16 protein-coding genes are annotated in these 17,793 nt (G+C 70.8%); 10 read left to right on the top strand and 6 right to left on the bottom strand.

The genetic code is table 11. The features are described from left to right. The first annotated feature begins 71 nt into the window (after positions 1-71). The 7 genes from gap (at position 72) to pgi (ending at position 7,114) form a co-directional block, all read left to right on the top strand. Complete coding sequence (gene gap / locus PS467_RS11515; RefSeq protein ID WP_311035188.1) at positions 72-1,076, top strand: type I glyceraldehyde-3-phosphate dehydrogenase; 1,005 nt, start codon at positions 72-74, stop codon at positions 1,074-1,076. 83 nt (positions 1,077-1,159) lie between these two features. Beyond that, positions 1,160-2,362, top strand: a complete 1,203-nt coding sequence (locus tag PS467_RS11510; protein WP_311035187.1) for a phosphoglycerate kinase — start codon at positions 1,160-1,162, stop codon at positions 2,360-2,362. A 4-nt stretch (positions 2,363-2,366) separates the two neighbouring features. Next, positions 2,367-3,143, top strand: coding sequence for a triose-phosphate isomerase (tpiA, locus tag PS467_RS11505; RefSeq protein WP_311035186.1), 777 nt, complete (start codon positions 2,367-2,369; stop codon positions 3,141-3,143). Positions 3,144-3,256: 113 nt separating this feature from the next. Continuing rightward, complete coding sequence (secG, locus tag PS467_RS11500) at positions 3,257-3,484, top strand: preprotein translocase subunit SecG (protein WP_014059875.1); 228 nt, start codon at positions 3,257-3,259, stop codon at positions 3,482-3,484. Positions 3,485-3,700: 216 nt separating this feature from the next. Then, a complete protein-coding gene (locus PS467_RS11495) occupies positions 3,701-4,036 on the top strand; it encodes an RNA polymerase-binding protein RbpA (protein ID WP_009718803.1) in 336 nt (111 codons plus the stop codon). Between the two features lie 135 nt (positions 4,037-4,171). Next, complete coding sequence (locus tag PS467_RS11490) at positions 4,172-5,410, top strand: MFS transporter (protein WP_311035185.1); 1,239 nt, start codon at positions 4,172-4,174, stop codon at positions 5,408-5,410. Positions 5,411-5,461: 51 nt separating this feature from the next. Further along, positions 5,462-7,114, top strand: coding sequence for a glucose-6-phosphate isomerase (gene pgi, locus PS467_RS11485; protein ID WP_311039827.1), 1,653 nt, complete (start codon positions 5,462-5,464; stop codon positions 7,112-7,114). 74 nt (positions 7,115-7,188) lie between these two features. On the opposite strand, the gene pgl is transcribed toward pgi, so the two are convergent. From pgl to tkt, 5 genes are read right to left on the bottom strand one after another with little or no spacing between them, the layout of a single operon-like run. Further along, on the bottom strand, positions 7,189-7,971 hold the full coding sequence (pgl, locus tag PS467_RS11480; protein WP_311035184.1) for a 6-phosphogluconolactonase: 783 nt from the start codon (positions 7,969-7,971) through the stop codon (positions 7,189-7,191). After that, complete coding sequence (gene opcA, locus PS467_RS11475) at positions 7,968-9,059, bottom strand: glucose-6-phosphate dehydrogenase assembly protein OpcA (protein WP_311035183.1); 1,092 nt, start codon at positions 9,057-9,059, stop codon at positions 7,968-7,970. Before opcA ends, pgl begins: the two co-directional genes overlap by 4 nt. Further along, positions 9,056-10,579, bottom strand: a complete 1,524-nt coding sequence (gene zwf / locus PS467_RS11470; protein ID WP_432280736.1) for a glucose-6-phosphate dehydrogenase — start codon at positions 10,577-10,579, stop codon at positions 9,056-9,058. Before zwf ends, opcA begins: the two co-directional genes overlap by 4 nt. 5 nt (positions 10,580-10,584) lie before the next feature. Continuing rightward, a complete protein-coding gene (tal, locus tag PS467_RS11465) occupies positions 10,585-11,703 on the bottom strand; it encodes a transaldolase (protein WP_311035181.1) in 1,119 nt (372 codons plus the stop codon). A 45-nt stretch (positions 11,704-11,748) separates the two neighbouring features. After that, positions 11,749-13,827: a transketolase gene (tkt, locus tag PS467_RS11460; protein ID WP_311035180.1), complete on the bottom strand. Its 2,079-nt coding sequence runs from the start codon at positions 13,825-13,827 to the stop codon at positions 11,749-11,751. 383 nt (positions 13,828-14,210) lie between these two features. Here tkt and PS467_RS11455 point away from each other — a divergent pair, with 383 nt between their 5' ends. From PS467_RS11455 to PS467_RS11445, 3 genes are read left to right on the top strand one after another with little or no spacing between them, the layout of a single operon-like run. Next, on the top strand, positions 14,211-15,161 hold the full coding sequence (locus tag PS467_RS11455; RefSeq protein ID WP_268971338.1) for a heme o synthase: 951 nt from the start codon (positions 14,211-14,213) through the stop codon (positions 15,159-15,161). A gap of 24 nt (positions 15,162-15,185) precedes the next feature. After that, complete coding sequence (locus tag PS467_RS11450; protein ID WP_432280570.1) at positions 15,186-15,620, top strand: hypothetical protein; 435 nt, start codon at positions 15,186-15,188, stop codon at positions 15,618-15,620. A gap of 55 nt (positions 15,621-15,675) precedes the next feature. Further along, the gene (locus PS467_RS11445) at positions 15,676-16,821 is read left to right on the top strand and encodes an amidohydrolase (protein ID WP_311039825.1); all 1,146 of its coding nucleotides are present in this window, start codon (positions 15,676-15,678) and stop codon (positions 16,819-16,821) included. On the opposite strand, the gene PS467_RS11440 is transcribed toward PS467_RS11445, so the two are convergent. Next, on the bottom strand, positions 16,791-17,783 hold the full coding sequence (locus tag PS467_RS11440; protein ID WP_311035179.1) for a COX15/CtaA family protein: 993 nt from the start codon (positions 17,781-17,783) through the stop codon (positions 16,791-16,793). The two genes, PS467_RS11445 and PS467_RS11440, sit on opposite strands and share 31 nt — an antisense overlap. Positions 17,784-17,793: the final 10 nt, after the last annotated feature.

Genomic DNA, 17,793 nt, shown 5'->3' with positions numbered 1-17,793 from the left:
GGAGGCGGTCGGGGACATCCCATACACGTTCGCCGGCGTCCAGACCGGCACACCAACGAGGAGATCGGTTCGTGACGATCCGCGTAGGCATCAACGGCTTCGGCCGCATCGGCCGCAACTACTTCCGCGCGCTCCTTGAGCAGGGCGCGGACATCGAGATCGTCGGTGTCAACGACCTGACCGACAACGCCACCCTGGTGCACCTGCTCAAGTACGACAGCATCCTCGGTCGGCTGAAGCAGGAGGTCAGCCACACCGAGGACACCATCACGGTGGGCAACCAGACCTTCAAGACGATGGCCGAGCGCGACCCGGCGGCCCTGCCGTGGGGTGAGCTCGGCGCTGACATCGTGGTGGAGTCCACCGGTATCTTCACCAAGCGCGAGGACGCTGCCAAGCACCTCGCCGCCGGCGCCAAGAAGGTCCTGATCTCCGCGCCCGCCAAGAACGAGGACATCACGATCGTGATGGGCGTCAACAACGACAAGTACGACCCGGCGAACCACCACGTCATCTCCAACGCCTCCTGCACCACCAACTGTGTGGCGCCGATGGCCAAGGTCCTCGACGAGAGCTTCGGCATCGTCAAGGGCATGATGACGACGGTTCACGCGTACACCAACGACCAGCGCATCCTGGACTTCCCGCACAAGGACCTGCGTCGCGCCCGTGCGGCGGCCGAGAACATCATCCCGACCTCCACCGGTGCCGCCAAGGCCACCGCGCTGGTCCTCCCGCAGCTCAAGGGCAAGCTGGACGGCATCGCGATGCGCGTCCCGGTCCCGACCGGCTCGGTCACCGACCTCGTCCTGGAGCTCGACCGCGAGGTCACCAAGGACGAGATCAACACCGCCTTCCAGAAGGCCGCCGAGGGCCAGCTCAAGGGCATCCTCGAGTACACCGAGGACCCGATCGTCTCCTCGGACATCGTCAACTGGCCGGCGTCCTGCACCTTCGACTCCTCCCTGACCATGGTCCAGGGCAAGCAGGTCAAGGTCGTCGGCTGGTACGACAACGAGTGGGGCTACTCCAACCGCCTCGTCGACCTGACCGTCTTCGTCGGCGGCCGGCTCTGACCGCTGTCCCGATGAGCTAGGAAACGGGGCCCGCTACGACACCGTCGTAACGGGCCCCGATCCATGATCAAGGAGTCAACCCTGTGAAGACGATTGACGATCTTCAGGTCGCCGGGCAGCGGGTCTTCGTCCGCGCCGATCTGAACGTCCCGCTCGACGGCGAGACGATCACCGACGACGGCCGGATCCGCGCCGCCGTCCCGACGATCAGCAAGCTCCTGGACCAGGGCGCCAAGGTGATCGTCGCCTCGCACCTGGGCCGCCCCAAGGGCGCCCCGGACCCCCGGTTCTCCCTCGCCCCCGTCGCCCGGCGGCTCGGCGAACTCCTCGGCAAGCAGGTCGCCTTCGCGACCGACACCGTGGACGACAGCGCGCGGGCCACCGTGGCGGCGCTCGGCGGCGGCGAGGTGGCGCTGCTGGAGAACCTGCGTTTCAACGCCGGTGAGACCAGTAAGGACGACGCCGAGCGCGGCGCCTTCGCCGAGCGGCTCGCCGCCCTCGCCGACCTCTATGTGGGCGACGGCTTCGGCGCGGTCCACCGCAAGCACGCCTCCGTGTACGACCTCCCGGCGCGGCTGCCGCACGCGGCGGGCAACCTGATCGCCGCCGAGCTGTCCGTCCTGAAGAAGCTCACCGAGGACGTCAAGCGGCCCTACGTGGTGGTCCTCGGCGGTGCCAAGGTCTCCGACAAGCTCGGCGTCATCGACCACCTCCTGGAGAAGGCCGACCGCATCCTGATCGGCGGCGGTATGGCCTACACCTTCCTCAAGGCCCAGGGCCACGAGGTCGGCGGCTCGCTGCTCCAGGAGGACCAGGTCCCGGCGGTCCAGGACTATCTGCGCCGGGCGGGGGAGCGCGGTGTGGAGTTCGTGCTCCCGGTCGACGTCGTGGCCGCGTCCGAGTTCCCGGACCTGAAGACCAAGGCCCCGGCGAACCCGAGGACCATCCCCGCGGAGGCGATCCCGGCCGATCTGCAGGGGCTGGACATCGGCCCGGAGAGCCGCAAGCTGTACGCCTCGAAGCTCGCCGACGCGGCCACCGTCTTCTGGAACGGCCCGATGGGCGTCTTCGAACACCCCGACTTCGCCGAGGGCACCCGGGCCGTGGCCCAGGCGCTCGTGGACAGCCCGGCCTTCACCGTGGTCGGCGGCGGCGACTCCGCCGCGGCCGTACGCATCCTGGGCTTCGACGAGAACGCTTTCGGCCACATCTCGACCGGCGGTGGAGCGAGCCTCGAATACCTCGAGGGCAAGACGCTCCCCGGCCTCGCCGCACTGGAGGACTGAACCTGTGAGTGACCGCACCCCGCTGATGGCGGGCAACTGGAAGATGAACCTCAACCACCTCGAGGCCATCGCCCACGTCCAGAAGCTCGCCTTCGCGCTCGCCGACAAGGACCACGAGGCCGTGGAGGTCGCGGTGCTGCCGCCCTTCGTCGACCTGCGGTCGGTGCAGACCCTGGTCGAGGGCGACAAGCTGAAGATCAAGTACGGCGCGCAGGACATCTCCGCGCATGACTCCGGCGCGTACACCGGCGAGATCTCCGGCCCGATGCTGGCCAAGCTCAAGTGCGCCTACGCCGTCGTCGGGCACTCGGAGCGGCGCCAGTACCACAACGAGTCCGACGAGCTGTGCAACGCCAAGGTCAAGGCGGCCTTCCGCAACGACCTCACGCCGATCCTGTGCGTCGGCGAGGGCCTCGACGTCCGTAAGGCGGGCAACCAGGTCGCGCACACCCTCGCCCAGGTGGACGGCGGTCTCAAGGACGTCCCGGCCGAGCAGGCCGAGACCATCGTGATCGCCTATGAGCCGGTCTGGGCGATCGGCACCGGCGAGGTCGCGACCCCCGAGGACGCCCAGGAGGTCTGCGGGGCCATCCGCGGCCGGCTCGCCGAGCTCTACGGCCAGGAGGTCGCCGACAAGGTCCGGATCCAGTACGGCGGCTCGGTGAAGTCCGGGAACGTCGCCGCGATCATGGCCCAGCCGGATGTGGACGGCGCACTGATCGGCGGCGCGTCGCTGGACGCGGACGAATTCGTCAAGATCGTTCGTTTCCGCGACCAGTGAGTAGGCCCTAGCGCGCGGGTCGTCGTACCCTGTCGGGGGTCGGGGCGGTGTGCTGCGCACCGTCCGGCCCCCGACGTCCGTTCAAGCCCGAGAAGGTTGGTCCAGCTGTGATCATGGGGTTCTCGATCGCCCTCATCATCTTCAGCCTCCTGTTGATGATGTTGGTGCTCATGCACAAGGGAAAGGGCGGCGGCCTGTCCGACATGTTCGGTGGCGGGATGCAGTCCTCGGTGGGCGGCTCCTCGGTCGCCGAGCGCAACCTGGACCGCATCACCGTGGTGGTCGGGCTGCTGTGGTTCGTCTGCATCGTCGTGCTCGGACTGCTGATGAAGCTCGACTGAGGCTCCGGCGGGGCCCGTTCAGGGCCCGGCTGACGCCCGATAACTGACGTACCGTCGCCAGCGGGGCCCATATGCGGCCTATGATGGCATGGCGTCCTCGGTGGCGGGTGTAACTCCTTTCACTGGACGCGCGTTGGGCCTTACGTAGACTGGGGCGCCGGGCGGCGGAGCTGCCAATCGAGGCTTCGCGGCACCATCACGCAGGGAGTTACGACCGTGGCAAGTGGCAACGCGATCCGTGGAAGTCGGGTCGGAGCGGGGCCGATGGGAGAAGCCGAGCGAGGCGAATCGGCGCCGCGCCTGCGCATCTCCTTCTGGTGCTCGAACGGGCATGAGACCGTGCCGAGCTTCGCCAGCGACGCGCAGATCCCTGACACGTGGGACTGCCCCCGCTGCGGCTTCCCGGCCGGCAAGGACCGGGACAACCCGCCGGACCCGCCGCGCACCGAGCCGTACAAGACGCATCTGGCGTACGTACGGGAGCGGCGCAGCGACGCCGACGGCGAGGCGATCCTCGCCGAGGCACTCGCCAAGCTCCGGGGCGAGATCTAGACACAGCACGCGGTACGACGGCCCGGCCGGGCACCTCCTGCGAGGGGTGCGCGGCCGGGCCGTTGTCAGTGGTGCGGGCTACGGTCATGGGGTGCTGGATCACAGGGGTGGGGCCGAGGCCCAGGGGGGAGCGTCATGACCGCTGTGGACGCCGGTGAGCGGGGCGCCGGGAAGGCGGCGGTGCCCGCGTGGCGCGGGGGGTTCGGGCGGCTGTGGGCGGCCGCGCTCGTCTCCCGGTTCGGGGACGCCCTGCGGGGTGCGGCGCTGCCGCTGCTGGCCGTCTCGCTCACCGATTCGCCGGTGCTGGTCTCGCTGGTGACCGCCTGCGGCTTCCTGCCGTGGCTGCTGTTCGGGCTGATCGGCGGGGCGATCGCCGACCGGGTGGACCAGCGGCGGGCGATGTGGGCGGTGGACGGCGTGCGGGCCGTTCTGATGGCGGGGTTCGCCGTCGCGGTGTGGCTGGACCGGGCCACCGTCGGGCTGCTGATCGCCCTCGCCTTCGCGCTGACCACGCTCCAGACCCTGTTCGACAACGCGGCCACGGCGCTGCTGCCGTCGGTGGTGGGCCAGGAGGCGCTGGGCCGGGCCAACGCCCGGCTGATGACCGGCCAGGAGGTCATGGGCCGGTTCGTGGGCGCCCCGCTGGTGCCGGTGCTGCTCGGCCTGGGCGCCGCGATGCCGTACGCGGCGGACGCGGTCACCTATCTCGTCGCCGCCGCGCTGGTCGCCTCGCTGGGGGTGACACCCCCTCCGCGGGACCCGCGCCCGCCGGGCGGGTCGCTGCGGCGGGACATCGCCGAGGGCCTGGCCGTGCTGTGGCGGGACCGCATGCTGCGGGCGCTGTGCGCCTCCACCACCTTGTGCAACATCGGCATCGGCGCGCTCATCGCCACCCTGGTGCTGCACATCACCGGCTGGCTGGACGCCGGGAACACCGGATACGCCGTCGTGATCACCGTGTACGGAATCGGCAGTGTGACCGGGGGGCTGGTGGCCGCCCGGTTCACCGAGAAGCTGGGGAACGCCCGCGCCCTCGCGGTGTGCGGCACCGCGCAGATCGGCGCCCTGGTCGCCCTCGGGGCGATACGGAGCCTGCCGGTCGCGGTCGCCGCCATGGGCCTCTTCGGCTTCGCGGGGATCATCTGGAACGTGATCGAGGTGACGATGACCCAGCGGCGCAGCCCCGACGGGACACTCGGCCGGGTGAGCTCGGCCTTCCGCACCCTGTCGATCGCGGGCGCCCCGCTCGGCGCGCTGCTGGGCGGGGCGATGGCCGCGGCATGGGGGCTCAACACGCCCGCGCTGGGGGCCGCGGGGCTCTTCGTCTGCGGGCTGGCGGCCCTCGTTCCGGGAATGCGGTCCGGCATCAATTAGGTTGGGGGACACGGGGGCCAGGCACCGACGAGAAGTGGGCTGATGTCCGAGATGAACGTGGAAGGCCGCACCAGGCTGGACCAGCTGCCGGAATGGCATGCGCTGTCCGCACACCGCAAGGAGCTGGGCGACGCGCATCTGCGCGAGCTGTTCGCAGGCGACCCCGAGCGCGGCCGCCGGCTCACCCTTCAGGTCGGCGATCTCCATGTCGACTACTCCAAGCACCTGGTGACCGACGAGACCCTGCGGCTGCTGCGCGAGCTGGCGCGGGCCACCAAGGTGGCCGAGCTGCGGGACGCCATGTTCCGCGGTGAGCGGATCAACACCACCGAGGACCGCGCGGTGCTGCACATCGCGCTGCGCGCCCCGCACTCCGCGGACATCAAGGTGGGCGGCGAGGACGTGGTCGGCGAGGTGCACTCCGTGCTCACCAAGATGGCCGTCTTCGCCGACCGCGTCAGGTCCGGCGACTGGACCGGCCACACCGGCAAGCGGATCAAAAACGTCGTCAACATCGGCATCGGCGGCTCCGACCTGGGCCCGGCCATGGCGTACGAGGTGCTGCGGCCCTACAGCGACCGCTCGATGACGTTCCGGTTCGTCTCCAATGTGGACGGCGCGGATCTGCATGAGGCGGTGCGCGACCTGGACCCGGCCGAGACGCTGTTCATCGTCGCCTCCAAGACCTTCACCACCATCGAGACCATCACCAACGCCGTCTCCGCCCGCGACTGGCTGCTGACCGGGCTGCGCGCCGGCGAGGAGGCCGTCGCCAAGCACTTCGTGGCGGTGTCGACCAACGCCGAGAAGGTCGCCGGGTTCGGCATCAACACGGACAACATGTTCGGCTTCTGGGACTGGGTCGGCGGGCGTTACTCCTTCGACTCGGCTATCGGGCTCTCCCTGATGGTCGCCATCGGCGCGGAGCGCTTCCGCGAGATGCTGGCCGGCTTCCACCTGGTCGACGAGCACTTCGCCACCGCCCCGCCGGAGGAGAACGTTCCGCTGCTGATGGGCCTGCTGGGCATCTGGTACGACAACTTCTTCGACGCCCAGGCGCACGCCGTCCTGCCGTACAGCCACTACCTGTCGCGGTTCACCGACTATCTCCAGCAGCTGGACATGGAGTCCAACGGCAAGTCCGTGGACCGGGACGGCAATCGCGTCGGCTGGCAGACCGGCCCCATCGTCTGGGGCACCCCGGGCACCAACGGCCAGCACGCCTACTACCAGCTGCTCCACCAGGGCACCAAGCTGGTCCCGGCCGATCTGATCGGCTTCGCCCGGCCGGTCGAGGACCTGCCGCCCGGCCTGGAGTCCCACCACGACCTGCTGATGGCCAACCTCTTCGCCCAGGGCCAGGCGCTGGCCTTCGGCAAGACCGCCGAGGAGGTCGTCGCCGAGGGCGTGCCCGAGCACCTGGTGGCGCACAAGACCTTCCCCGGCAACCGCCCCACCACCACGATCCTCGCCTCCGAGCTCACCCCGTCGGTGCTGGGCCAGCTGATCGCCCTCTACGAGCACAAGGTGTTCGTCCAGGGCGCCGTCTGGAACATCGACTCCTTCGACCAGTGGGGAGTGGAGCTGGGCAAGGTGCTGGCCAAGCGGGTGGAGCCCGCGCTGACCGAGGGCGCCGAGGTGCCGGGTCTCGACACCTCCACCGCGCACCTGGTCGCCACCTACCGTTCGCTGCGCGGCCGCTGAGGTCCGCGGGCACGCGAAAACGCGACGATCCCCGGGGCCCTGCGGCTCCCGGGGGATCGTCGCGCGGATGCGGATTACGGCGACGCCGGGGGGTACAGCTCGCGCGGCAGGCCCGCCGCGGCGGTACGGTCCAGCAGCCACAGCGTACGGCCGCGGCCGTACGCCCCCGCCGCCGGGGCCTGTAGCTCCCCGGCCCCCGACAGGGCCATCGTGACCGCCTTCGCCTTGTCCTCACCGGCCGCCAGCAGCCACACCTCGCGTGCCGCGCGGATGGCCGGCAGGGTCAGCGTGGTCCGTACGGGCGGCGGTTTGGGCGCGCCGCGCACCCCGACCACCGTCCGCTCGGTCTCCCGGACGGCCGGCAACTCGGGGAACAGCGAGGCCACATGGGTGTCCGGGCCGACGCCCAGCAGCAACACGTCGAACGACGGCACCGCGGCGTGGTTCTCCGGCCGCGCCGCTCGGGCCAGCTCGGCGGCGTACGCCTCGGCCGCGGCGTCCACATCGCCGCCGTGGGGCCCGTCGGACGCGGGCATCGCACGCACCCGCGCCGGGTCCAGCTCCACCGCGTCCAGCAGCGCCTGACGGGCCTGGGTGACATTGCGGTCCGGATGGCCCTCCGGCAGGAACCGCTCATCGCCCCACCACAGGTCCAGCCGCGACCAGTCGACCGCGTCGCGCGCCGGGGAGGCGGCGAGCGCGGCCAGCAGGCCGTTGCCGTTGCGCCCACCGGTCAGGACGACCGAGGCGGAGCCGCGGGCGGCCTGGGCGTCCACGATCTTCGTGATCAGCCGGGCCGCCGCGGCCTGGGCCATCAGCTCCTTGTCGCGGTGGACGACCACCTGCGGAGCGGTCACGTGTCCGCCTTTCCGTCCCCCGCCGCGCCCTCGGCCTTCTGCGCCTTGGCCTTCTGTGCGTTGGCCTTCTGCGCCTTCGCCTTCGAAGCCGCGGACCGGGCCGGCGGTGCCACCTGAGTGGCCGGGGACGCCTTGGCGTCCCGCTCCAGCGTGCCCACCCCGCCGTTGCCGAGCTTGCTCACCCCGAACTTCACCGACGACTCGTAGATCTCGTCGGGGTCCAGCCGGCGCAGCTCCTCGGCGATCAGCTCCGACGTCTCACGCCGCTGGAGCGCCACATGCCGGTCCGGCTGGCCCGGCATCGCCAGCTCCGCCAGCGAGCCGTTCGCCCGGTCCAGGCAGATCACGCCGTCGGCGGTCTGGAGCCGCACCGCGGTCAGCCCGGGGCCCTCCGAGACCTGCCGGTCCACCGGCACCCCCAGCCGCTCGGCGAGCCACAGCGCGAGCAGCTCGCTGCTCGGGTTGTACGCCTCGCCCTCGACGACCGCGGAGGTGATCGGGGAGTGCTTCTGGTCCAGCGCGGCGGCCAGGACGCTGCGCCACGGGGTGATCCGGGTCCAGGCCAGATCGGTGTCGCCCGGGGTGTAGGTCTCGGCCCGCAGCCCCAGGGCCGCGACCGGGTCCTCGGTGGCCTGGGCGTCGGTGATCCGGCGCTGGGCCAGCCGTCCGAGCAGGTCCTCGCTGGGGTGCTCCGGGGCGTCCTCCGGCCACCACACCACCACCGGGGCGTCCGGCAGCAGCAGCGGCAGGACCACCGAGTAGGCGTGGTTGGCGAGTTCGCCGTGCAGCCGCAGCAGCACCGTCTCGCCGGTACCGGTCTCCCCGCCGACCCGCACCTCGGCGTCCAGCCGGGCCATCTTGCGGTCGCGCGGCGACCGGCCCGGCCGCTTGATGACGACCAGGATGCGTGAGGGGTGTTCCTTGGACGCCTCGCTCGCCGCCCGCAGCGCGTCGTAGTGATTGCCCTCGTCGGTGACGATGACGAGGGTGAGCACCATGCCCACGGCCGGGGAACCGGTGGCCCGGCGCGCCTGGACCAGAGCGGAGTTGATCCGGCTGGACGTGGTGTCCGTGAGATCGATGTTCATGGCCGCCGCCAGCTCCGTCCGTCTCGTGCGAGCATCTCGTCCGCGGCTTTCGGCCCCCAGGTCCCGGCCGTGTACTGCTCGGGCCTGCCGTGCTTGTCCCAGTAGTCCTCGATCGGGTCCAGGATCCGCCAGGACTGCTCGACCTCCTCATGGCGCGGGAAGAGGTTCGCCTCGCCCAGCAGCACATCGAGCAGCAGCCGCTCGTACGCCTCGGGGCTGGACTCGGTGAAGGACTCGCCGTACTGGAAGTCCATCGTCACGTCGCGGATCTCCATGGAGGTGCCGGGCACCTTGGAGCCGAACCGGATGGTGACGCCCTCGTCCGGCTGCACCCGGATGACCAGGGCGTTCTGCCCCAGCTCCTGGGTGTCGGTGGCGTCGAAGGGGGAGTGCGGGGCGCGCTGGAACACCACCGCGATCTCAGTGACCCGCCGCCCCAGCCGCTTGCCGGTGCGCAGGTAGAAGGGCACACCCGCCCAGCGGCGGTTGTCGATCTCCAGCTTGATCGCGGCGTAGGTGTCGGTCTTCGAGTGGGGGTCGATGCCCTCCTCGTCGAGGTAGCCGCGCACCTCCTCGCCGCCCTGCCAGCCGCGGGCGTACTGGGCGCGCACGGTGTGCTTGCCCAGGTCCTTGGGCAGCTTGACGGCCCGCAGCGCCTTCAGCTTCTCGGTGACCAGGGAGGACGCCTCGAAGGAGGCGGGCTCCTCCATGGCGGTCAGCGCGAGCAGCTGGAGCAGGTGGTTCTGGATGACGTCACGGGCCGCGCCGATGCCGTCGTAGTAGCCCGCGCGCCCGCCGATGCCGATGTCCTCGGCCATGGTGATCTGCACGTGGTCGACGTACGACCGGTTCCAGATCGGCTCGAACATCGTGTTGGCGAAGCGCAGCGCCAGGATGTTCTGGACCGTCTCCTTGCCCAGGTAGTGGTCGATCCGGAAGACGTCGCTGGGCCGGAAGACCTCGTGGACGACCTGGTTGAGCTCCTGAGCGCTCGCCAGGTCGTGGCCGAAGGGCTTCTCGATGACCGCGCGCCGCCAGGAGTCGCCCTGGCCCTGCGACAGCCCGTGCTTCTTGAGCTGCTGCACGACGGTGGGGAAGAACTTCGGCGGGACCGACAGGTAGAACGCGAAGTTCCCGCCGGTGCCGCGTGCCTTGTCGAGCTCCTCGATGGTCGCCCGCAGGGTCTGGAACGCCTCGTCGTCGGAGAACTCGCCGGGGACGAAGCGGAACCCCTCGGCCAGCTGCTGCCAGACCTCCTCGCGGAACGGGGTCCGGGCGTGTTCCTTGACCGCGTCGTGTACGACCTGGGCGAAGTCCTCGTTCTCCCAGTCGCGGCGGGCGAAGCCGACGAGCGAGAAGCCCGGGGGCAGCAGACCGCGGTTGGCCAGGTCGTAGACGGCGGGCATCAGCTTCTTACGGGACAGGTCGCCCGTGACGCCGAAGATCACGAGGCCGGACGGCCCCGCGATACGCGGGAGCCGCCGGTCCCGTGGGTCACGCAGCGGATTGCTGCTGCTCACCGTTTTCACGCCTCCGAGGGTGCGAGGCGCTTGAGCTCCGCCTCGGTGGACTTCAGCAGGTCGTTCCAGGAGGACTCGAACTTCTCCACGCCCTCGTCCTCCAGGACCTGGACGACCTCGTCGTAGGAGATCCCGATCCCGGCCAGTGCGTCGAGGTCGGCCTTGGCCTGCTCGTAGGTGCCCCGCACGGTGTCGCCGCGGACCTCGCCGTGGTCGCCGACCGCTTCCAGGGTGGCCTCCGGCATGGTGTTGACGGTGCCGGGGGAGACCAGCTCCACGACGTACAGGGTGTCCTTGTACGCCGGGTCCTTGACACCGGTCGAGGCCCACAGCGGACGCTGCCGGTTGGCGTTCGCGCGGTCCAGGGCGGCCCAGCGGTCGGAGGAGAAGACCTCCTCGTACGCCTGGTAGGCGAGGCGGGCGTTGGCGACGGCGGCCTTGCCGCGCAGCGCCTTGGCCTCATCGGTGCCGATCTTGTCGATGCGCTTGTCGATCTCGGTGTCCACGCGGGAGACGAAGAAGGACGCCACCGAGTGGATCTTGGAGAGGTCCAGCCCCGCGGCCTTGGCCTTCTCCAGACCGGCCAGGAAGGCGTCCATGACCGCGCGGTACCGCTCCAGGGAGAAGATCAGCGTGACGTTGACGCTGATGCCCAGGCCGATCACCTCGGTGATCGCGGGCAGCCCCGCCTCGGTCGCCGGGATCTTGATGAAGGTGTTGGGCCGGTCCACCAGCCAGGCCAGCTGCTTGGCCTCGGCGATGGTGGCGGCCGTGTTGTGGGCCAGGCGCGGGTCGACCTCGATGGAGACCCGGCCGTCCTGGCCGCCCGTCGCGTCGTACACCGGCCGGAGGATGTCGGCGGCGTCGCGGACGTCCGCCGTGGTGATCATGCGGACGGCCTCTTCCACGGTGAGCCTGCGGGCCGCGAGGTCGGTCAGCTGCTGCTCGTAGCCGTCGCCGCCGGAGATCGCCTTCTGGAAGATCGACGGATTGGTGGTGACGCCTACGACATGCTGCTGGTCGATCAGCTCGGCCAGGTTGCCGGAGGTGATCCGCTTACGGGAGAGGTCGTCGAGCCAGATCGCGACGCCTTCGTCGGCCAGCCGCTTGAGTGCGTCTGTCATGGGGTGTGTTCTCCTACTCGTCGCTACTAAGTCGTCTGCGGGGCGTCAGCGCCCTGCGGCGTCGAGGGACTCGCGGGCGGCGGTGACCACGGCCTCGGCGGTGAGACCGAACTCCCGGTAGAGCACCTTGTAGTCGGCGGAGGCGCCGAAGTGCTCCAGCGAGACGATGCGGCCGGCCTCGCCGACGTAGCGGTACCAGGTCAGGCCGATCCCGGCCTCGACCGCCACACGAGCCTTGACGGACGGCGGCAGCACCCCGTCCCGGTACCCCTTGTCCTGCTCCTCGAACCACTCGACCGAGGGCATCGACACGACGCGGGTGGGAATCCCGGCGGCCTGGAGCTGCTCCCGCGCCTCGACGGCGAGCTGCACCTCCGAACCGGTGCCGATGAGGATGACCTGCGGCCGGCCGCCCTCGGCCTCGAAGAGGACGTAACCGCCCTTGGCGGCGTCCTCGTTGGCCTCGTAGGTCGGCACGTTCTGCCGGGTCAGCGCGATGCCGTGCGGGGCCGGGGCGGCGCTGTGGCGGCGGGTGATCTCCCGCCAGGCGATGGCCGTCTCGTTGGCGTCGGCCGGGCGGACGACGTTCAGACCCGGGATGGCGCGCAGCGCGGACAGGTGCTCCACCGGCTGGTGGGTCGGGCCGTCCTCGCCGAGGCCGATGGAGTCGTGCGTCCACACGTAGGTGACCGGCAGCTTCATCAGCGCGGCGAGCCGGACGGCCGGGCGCATGTAGTCGGAGAAGACCAGGAAGGTGCCGCCGTAGACACGGGTGTTGCCGTGCAGCGCGATGCCGTTCATGGTCGAGCCCATGGCGTGCTCGCGGATGCCGAAGTGGATGGTGCGGCCGTACGGGTCGGCCTCCGGCAGCGGGTTGCCCTTCGGGAGGAAGGACGAGGACGCGTCGATCGTGGTGTTGTTGGAGCCCGCGAGGTCGGCGGAGCCGCCCCACAGCTCGGGGAGCACCCCGCCGAGCGCCTTGAGCACCTGGCCGGACGCCTTACGGGTGGCGACGTCCTTGCCCGGCTCGAAGACCGGCAGCGCGCTCTCCCAGCCCTCGGGCAGCTCGCCCGCGGTGATCCGGTCGAACAGGGCGGCGCGCTCGGAGTTGTTGTTCCGCCACTCCTGGAGCTGCTTGTCCCAGGCGGCGCGCGCCTGGCGGCCGCGCTCGACCAGTCCGCGGGTGTGGTTGATGACGTCCTGCTCGACCGCGAAGTGCTGCTCGGGGTCGAAGCCGAGGACGCGCTTGGTGGCGGCGACCTCGTCGGCGCCGAGCGCCGAGCCGTGCGACGCCTCGGTGTTCTGCGCGTTCGGGGCGGGCCAGGCGATGATCGTACGGGCCGCGATGATCGAGGGGCGCTCGGTCTCGGCCTGCGCCGCCTTGAGCGCCGCGTACAGCGCGTGGATGTCGAAGTCGCCGTTCTCGGCCTGCTCGATGCGCTGGACGTGCCAGCCGTACGCCTCGTAGCGCTGGAGCACGTCCTCGGAGAACGCGGTGGCGGTGTCGCCCTCGATGGAGATGTGGTTGTCGTCGTACAGGGCGACGATGTTGCCCAGCTTCTGGTGGCCGGCCAGCGAGGACGCCTCGGCGGAGATGCCCTCCTCCAGGTCGCCGTCGGAGACGATCGCCCAGATGGTGTGGTCGAACGGGGAGGCGCCCTGCGGCGCCTCCGGGTCGAACAGACCGCGCTCGTAGCGGGCGGCCATCGCCATGCCCACCGCGTTGGCGATGCCCTGGCCCAGCGGGCCGGTCGTGGTCTCGACCCCGGTGGTGTGTCCGTACTCCGGGTGGCCCGGGGTCTTGCTGCCCCAGGTGCGGAACGCCCGCAGGTCCTCCAGCTCCAGCCCGAAGCCCGCCAGGTACAGCTGGACGTAGAGGGTCAGGCTGGTGTGCCCGGGGGACAGGACGAAGCGGTCGCGGCCCGCCCAGCCGGCGTCGGAGGGGTCGTGCCGCATCAGCTTCTGGAAGAGCAGGTACGCGGCGGGCGCGAGACTCATGGCCGTGCCAGGGTGGCCGTTACCGACCTTCTGTACGGAGTCCATGGCCAGGACCCGGGCCGTGTCGACGGCCCGCTGGTCAAGATCGGTCCACTCGAGGTCTGTGGTAGTCGGCTTGGTGCTCACCCTGAGTCAGGGCTCCTCTCCACACTGTCGAAATCCGGTGACCGTATGTACACCGGCGATGTCGAGCCTACCCCTGGAACAATGGTCATCTTTTTCAGTTCCACCCAACGGGATAGGGAACGAATTCCGAGGTTGCCGCATTCCCTCCGGTGTCCGTCCGGAGGGCGTCGAAGAGGATGCGGAACGCGTCGTTCCGGACTGTGTCGGCCCTGCCGTGCCCCAGGTGTGACCGCCTTACGGGCGCCCCGCGGCGCGCCCCCAACACGGGGGACCCCGGCGGCGGGCGGCGCATCCGCTGCGTCTAGAGTGGCGTGGTACGCGCAAGTCTTTACCGGCTCTTCATGTCCGGTGCTTGCTTGTTCTTGCTTCCACCAGGGGTGTGCGTGACGGCCGTCGAATCCCGTCCTGCGGGGGTGCTCGAGACGAGCGAAACGAGCTCCGGTCACCGGCCGTTCGGGGCCCGTGTCAAGGCGTTCGTGGCGCTGACCAAGCCGCGCGTCATCGAACTGCTGCTGATGACGACGGTGCCGGTCATGTTCCTGGCTGCCCAGGGCGTCCCGGATCTGTGGCTGGTGCTCGCGACCTGCGTCGGCGGCTACCTGTCGGCCGGCGGCGCGGCCGCGTTCAACATGTACTACGACCGGGACATCGACGCGCTGATGGAACGCACGGCGCAGCGCCCGCTCGTGACCGGCATGGTCTCGCCCCGGGAATGCCTCGTCTTCGCCTCCGCGCTCGCGGTCGGGTCGACGGTCTGGTTCTGGGTGCTGGTCAACCCGCTGTCCGCGATGCTGTCGCTCGGTGCGCTGGCCTTCTACGTCCTCGTCTACACGATGTGGCTCAAGCGGCGCACCTCGCAGAACATCGTGTGGGGCGGCATCGCCGGTTGCATGCCCGTCTTCATCGGCTGGTCGGCGGTGACCAACTCGGTCTCCTGGGCCGGGCTGATCCTCTTCCTCGTCATCTTCTTCTGGACGCCGCCGCACTACTGGCCGCTGTCGATGAAGGTCAAGGACGACTACGAGCGGGTGGGCGTGCCGATGCTGCCGGTCCTCGCGGGCAACAAGGTGGTAGCCCGGCAGATCGTCCTCTACAGCTGGGCCATGGTCATCGTCTCCCTGCTGCTGTGGCCGCTGGGCTACACCGGCTGGTTCTACCCGGTGGTCGCCGCCGTGCTGGGCGGGCTGTGGCTGAAGGAGGCGCATGGGCTCCAGGCCCGTGCCAAGGCCGAGATCACGGGCGCGAAGCTGAAGGAGATGCGGCTGTTCCACTGGTCCATCACCTATGTCTCGCTGCTGTTCGTCGCCCTGGCCGTGGACCCCTTCCTGCGGTGATTACCGGCGGGTAGCATCGGCTGTATGGCAGACAGCAACCAGCCGGAGACGATCGAGGGCGGCGAGCCGACCGCGTCGGCGGCCTCCGCCAAGCCCGCCAAGCCGTCGAAGCCCTCGAAGCCCTCCAAGGACGAGAAGCGGGCGGAGCGGCTCGCCCGGCAGATCACGGCCTTCGCCACGAGCCACGGCGGCGGCGCCGAGGGCCAGATCGCCCATATCGGCCGCGGCAGCGTCCGGATCGCCCTGGTCGGCACCGACGGTGAATGGGGCGTCCTCGTCGCCCCTTCCCAGGAGAGCGCGCGGCGCGCCGCCGAGATCGCCGGGCTGACCCTGCACGACGACTTCGGCGGCGACCTCGCCGCGAAGGTCCGCACCGGTCCGTACGAGTGGACGCGCATGGCGGGCATCCAGCTGGGCGGAACGCCCAACCCTCCGGCATCGGCCTCGCGACACGCCTGAGAACGGGTCCGGCGACACCTCGCACCCCTTTCGCCCGTTAAGCCCATCGATGGCGATGCACGAGGCGACGGACTTCCCGGACTCCCCGGACACCCTGGGCGCCCCGGCCGGCCCGGTCCCCCGGGACGGGCCGGGCCCGGTGGCGGGACGGATCGCCCTGCCGCCGCTGGTCGACCAGCACAGCCACGGCACGGTCCACGGCGAGCTGGGGCTGGGCTCGTTCGAGACCCATCTGGCGGCCGCCGCCGGGTCGGGCGCGGCCCCGGTCGGCACCACCTTCTTCGACAGCTGGACCGGCCTGGCCGTGCGCCGCTGGTGCCCGCCGCTGCTGGGGATGGAGCCGCACTGCGCGCCCGTCAGCTATCTCGCCCGCCGCCGTGAGCTGGGCGCCTACCACGCCGCGCGGCTGCTGCTGCGCGGCGCCGGCATCGGCACCTTCCTGCTGGAGTCCGGTGCCCGGGACGACCTCAGCACCGCCGAGGAGCTGGCCGCGGCCGCCGACGGCACGGTCCATGAGGTGATCCGCCTGGAGCCGCTGGCCGAGCAGGTCGCCGACACCTCCGGCACGGTGGACGCCTTCATCGGCAACACCGCCGAGGCGCTGTACGCGGCGGCCCAGCACGCGACCGCCTTCGCCATGGGGATCACCTTCTGCGACGAGATCCCGCCCGATCCGCGCGAGGTGCGGCGCGCCGCCGCCCGCTGGCTCGCGCTCACCGTACGCCCGGCCCGGGACCGCGCCCCCGACCCCGCGCTCGCCCAGCACCTGCTGTGGAGCGCCGTCGCGACCGGCCTTCCGGTGCAGCTGCACTGCGCCGATCCGCAGCCGCTCACCGGCTTCCTGCGCGCCACGGCGGGCTTCGGCACCGATCTGGTGCTGCTGCCCGGCCGGCCGCACCACCGGCGGGCGGCCCAGCTGGCCGCGGCCTTCCCGCACGTCTACGCGGACGCCGGGCTCCGGCCCGCGGAGACCCTGGGCGAGGCGCCCTTCGGCAAGCTGCTCTTCTCGACCGGCGCGCGGGCGCTGCCCGAGCTGTATGTGACCGCGTCCCGGCTGTTCGGCCAGGCCATGGCCCGGCTGGCGGAGGAGTGGGTCGGCGAGGGGATCTGCACCCGGGCCGAGGCCCAGCGGATCGCCGGGCTGGTCGCGGCCGGGACCGCGCGCCGGGTCTACCGGCTGGACGCGGCCGGCTCGGGCTGAACGGCCTCGTGGCCGCCCGTGGGGCTGGGCGGGGACGCCGGGAGCGCGGCGCGCTCGCGCTGGCCGAGCAGCACCCGCAGGGCCGCGATCCACACCAGGCAGGAGCCGAACATATGGAGGCCGACGATCACCTCGGGCAGATGGGTGAAGTACTGCACGTACCCGACCACGCCCTGGAGGAGCAGCACGACGAGGAGCTCCAGGACCGTCCGGCGCTGGGCGGCGGGGGCCTTCACGGCCCGCAGCGTGAACCACAGGGCGACGGTGAGGCCCAGCACGATGTAGACGAAGTCCACGTGCAGCTGGGTGATCTCCTGCCAGTTCAGCGGGATCCGGTGCACCTCCCGGGCGTCGCCCGCGTGCGGTCCGGCCCCGGTGACCACGGTGCCGATCAGGATCAGCGCGAGGGTCGCGCCGACCAGCAGCCAGGTCAGCTGGCGCACCGGGCGGGCGACCAGATCGCGTGGCTCGGCGTCTCCCTCGCGGGCCCGCTGCCAGACCACCATCGCGACCGTGAGCAGCGCGGAGGACAGCAGGAAGTGCGAGCTGACGATGTACGGGTTGAGCCCGGTGAGGACCACGATGCCGCCGACGACGGCGTTGCCCATCACGATCCAGAACTGTGTCCAGCCGAGCCGGGTGAGGGAGCGGCGCACCGGGGTGCGGGCCCGCGCGGCGATGATCAGCACGCCGACGAAGACGCACAGGACGTACGTCAGCATGCGGTTGGTGAACTCGATGGCGCCGTGGATGCCCATGTCGGAGGTCGGCGTCAGGCTGCCGGAGGTGCATTTGGGCCAGGTGTCACAGCCCAGCCCGGACTCGGTGAGCCGGACCGCGCCTCCGGTCACGACGATGACCACGGCCATCACCACGGTGGCCAGCGCGGCCCGCTCCACGAAGCGCGCGGAGGGCTGCCAGCGCCGGGCGATCAGCTCCAGCGGATTCAGCGAATTCGGCACGGGCCCATCG

Source organism: Streptomyces luomodiensis, assembly GCF_031679605.1.
Lineage (GTDB): Bacteria > Actinomycetota > Actinomycetes > Streptomycetales > Streptomycetaceae > Streptomyces > Streptomyces luomodiensis.
This window is presented reverse-complemented; position numbering and strand designations above follow the sequence as displayed.